This window comes from Polaromonas sp. (assembly GCF_030682935.1).
Taxonomy (GTDB): Bacteria; Pseudomonadota; Gammaproteobacteria; order Burkholderiales; family Burkholderiaceae_C; genus Polaromonas.
Map to the genome: position 1 here is coordinate 1 of NZ_JAUXNA010000023.1, position 3,018 is coordinate 3,018.

At 61.7% G+C, this 3,018-nt stretch carries 3 protein-coding genes; all 3 read right to left on the reverse strand.

Annotated elements, in window-relative coordinates; all coding sequences use genetic code 11:
• Positions 1-861: nitronate monooxygenase family protein (locus tag Q8K05_RS00910; RefSeq protein WP_305244673.1), on the reverse strand; the 861-nt coding region annotated here is incomplete at its 3' end.
• 93 nt (positions 862-954) lie between these two features.
• On the reverse strand, positions 955-2,745 hold the full coding sequence (locus Q8K05_RS00915; protein WP_305244674.1) for an acyl-CoA dehydrogenase: 1,791 nt from the start codon (positions 2,743-2,745) through the stop codon (positions 955-957).
• Positions 2,746-2,838: 93 nt separating this feature from the next.
• The coding region (locus Q8K05_RS00920; RefSeq protein ID WP_305244675.1) for an FAD-binding protein at positions 2,839-3,018 on the reverse strand (180 nt) is incomplete at its 5' end.

Sequence of the window (3,018 nt, forward strand, 5' to 3'; positions counted from 1 at the left end):
GCCCTGGCCGCAACCCCAGATGTCTTTCCAGGCTTTGGACTTGTCAGCGCCAAAGTTCATTTTGCCCGGATCGCTCTCGGGCAAATGGTCGGGGTCCATGCCGGCGGCGCGTATCGACGGCGCCAGGTAGTTGCCGTGTACGCCGGTGAACAGGTTGCTGTAGACGATGTCGTCGGAGTTGCTGTCGACAATCGCCTGCTTGTAGGCATCGGATGCCCGCGCCTCCTCGGTGGCAATGAAGGCCGAGCCGATGTAGGCAAAGTCAGCGCCCATCGCTTGCGCGGCCAGCACGGCGCCGCCGGTAGAGATGGCGCCCGACAGCGCCACCGGGCCGTCAAACCACTGGCGAATTTCCTGGATCAGGGCAAACGGGCTTTTGACGCCCGCGTGGCCACCGGCACCGGCCGCCACGGCGATCAGGCCGTCCGCGCCCTTTTCAATCGCCTTGTGCGCGAACTTGTTGTTGATGATGTCGTGCAGCACCACGCCGCCGTAGCTGTGCGCGGCCTGGTTGACGTCTTCGCGCGCCCCCAGCGAGGTGATGACGATGGGCACCTGGAACTTGACGCACAGCGCCATGTCATGCTCCAGCCGGTCGTTGGACTTGTGCACGATCTGGTTGATGGCGAACGGCGCTGCGGGCTGGTCCGGGTTCGCCAGGTTGTAGGCGGCCAGCGTTTCGGTGATCTCGGCCAGCCAGTCTTCGAGCATCGCTGCGGGCCTGGCATTGAGCGAAGGCATGGCGCCGACCACACCGGCCTTGCATTGCTCGATCACGAGCTTGGGGTTGCTGATGATAAACAGCGGCGAGCCAATGATGGGCAGCGGAAGATGATTCAGTGCGCCGGGAAGTCTCGACATGGTAGCTCCGTGATCGTCAGTAAATTTATATAAAAAAGACCGCCAGCCAAGGTTTCATCTTGGCCATAAGCTATCATTTAAATAGCAAAAACTTTAGAAAGCGTCCAGCACCAGCGCATTGACGCTGTCCGCGCCATCCACGATGCTGTCGCGCATGCCAGGGGCTTTGCTCAGCAAATGGTCGGCGTAAAAACGGGCGGTGGTGATTTTGGCCTGCATGAACGCGGCATCCGTGCCCTTGGCCAATTCCTCCTGGGCCACCAGCAGCGCGCGCCCCATCTGCCAGCCCGCCACCAGATTGCCCGCCAGCATGAGGTAAGGCACGCTGCCTGCAAACACCGCATTCGGCTTGGCCTTGCTGTTGGCGGCGACAAACTCGACCACCTCGACAAAGGCCAGGCGTGCGGCTTTCAGGCGCTTGGCCACGGCCAGCGCGTCGGCGCTGCCCTGCTTGATCAACGCGTTTTCAGTCGCTTCAATCTGACCGGCGATGCCCTTGGCGGTCTGGCCGCCGTCGCGCGCGGTCTTGCGGCCGACCAGGTCGTTGGCCTGGATGGCCGTGGTGCCTTCGTAAATCGTGAGGATTTTGGCGTCGCGGTAGTACTGCGCCGCGCCGGTTTCCTCAATAAAGCCCATGCCGCCATGGACTTGTACACCCAGCGAGGTGACTTCCTGGCTCATCTCGGTGCTGTAGCCCTTGACCAGCGGCACCATGAATTCATAGAAAGCCAGGTTCTGCTTGCGCACCTCGGCATCCGGGTGGTGATGCACCGCATCGTAGGCGGCAGCGGCCACGGTGGCCATCGCGCGGCAGCCTTCGGTGTAGGCGCGCATGGTCATCAGCATGCGCTTGACATCGGGGTGGTGAATGATGGGAACGCTGGCCTTGATGGAGCCATCGACCGGGCGGCTTTGCACGCGGTCTTTGGCAAAGGTCACGGCCTGCTGGTAAGCACGCTCGGCAATCGCAATGCCCTGCACGCCGACAGCGTAGCGCGCCGCATTCATCATGATGAACATGTATTCGAGGCCGCGATTTTCTTCGCCGACGAGGTAGCCGACGGCGCCGCCGTGGTCACCAAACTGCAGCACCGCCGTCGGCGAGGCCTTGATGCCCAGCTTGTGCTCGATGCTGACGCAATGCACATCGTTGCGCGCGCCCAGCGTGCCGTCGGCATTCGCCATGAATTTGGGCACGACAAACAGGCTGATGCCCTTGACGCCTTCAGGCGCGCCGGTGACGCGGGCCAGCACCAGGTGGACGATGTTTTCGGCCATGTCGTGCTCACCGTAGGTGATGATAATCTTGGTGCCGAACACCTTGTAGTTGCCGTCGGGTTGCGGCTCGGCGCGGCTGCGCACAGCCGCCAGGTCGGAGCCAGCTTGGGGCTCGGTCAGGTTCATGGTGCCGGTCCACTGGCCGCTGACCAGCTTTTCAAGGTAGACCGCCTTCAGCGCATCGGAGCCGGCTGTGAGCAGGGCCTCGATGGTGCCATCGGTCAGCATCGGGCACAGGGCAAAGCTCATATTGGCCGAGTTCAGCATTTCACCGCAGGCTGCGCCAATGGTTTTGGGCAGGCCCTGGCCGCCAAAGTCTGCGGGGTGCTGCAGGCCCTGCCAGCCGCCTTCGGCATACTGCCTGAAGGCTTCCTTGAAGCCGGGGGTGGTGGTCACCACGCCGTCTTTCCAGCTTGAAGGGTTCTTGTCGCCTTCCCAGTTCAGCGGCGCCAAAACGCCCTCAGTGAACTTGGCGCACTCTTGCAGCACGGCCTGCGCCGTGTCAAAACCGGCATCTTCAAAACCCGGAATTTGCGCGATCTGTTCGATATTGGCCAGATGCTTGATGTCGAACAGCATGTCATTGAGGGGGGCTTTGTAGGTCATTTTTTTCTCCGCTTGAATCCATGGGCGCCCGTCTTGACAGGCGGTTCAGATAAAAAAAAGGCGTCTATCAAGACGCCCCTGGTGTGCAATGCCTTACAGCGCGGCAACCAGCTCCGGCACAGCCACGAACAGATCCGCCTCCAGCCCGTAGTCGGCGACGCTGAAAATCGGTGCTTCGGGGTCTTTGTTGATGGCGACAATGACTTTGGAGTCCTTCATGCCGGCCAGGTGCTGGATCGCGCCCGAAATGCCGGCCGCAATGTAGAGCTGGGG

Coding starts and splice junctions, on each gene's coding strand:
- Q8K05_RS00915 (WP_305244674.1), bottom strand. CDS start 2,745: ATGACCTACAAAGCCCCCCTCAATGACATGCTGTTCGACATCAAGCAT.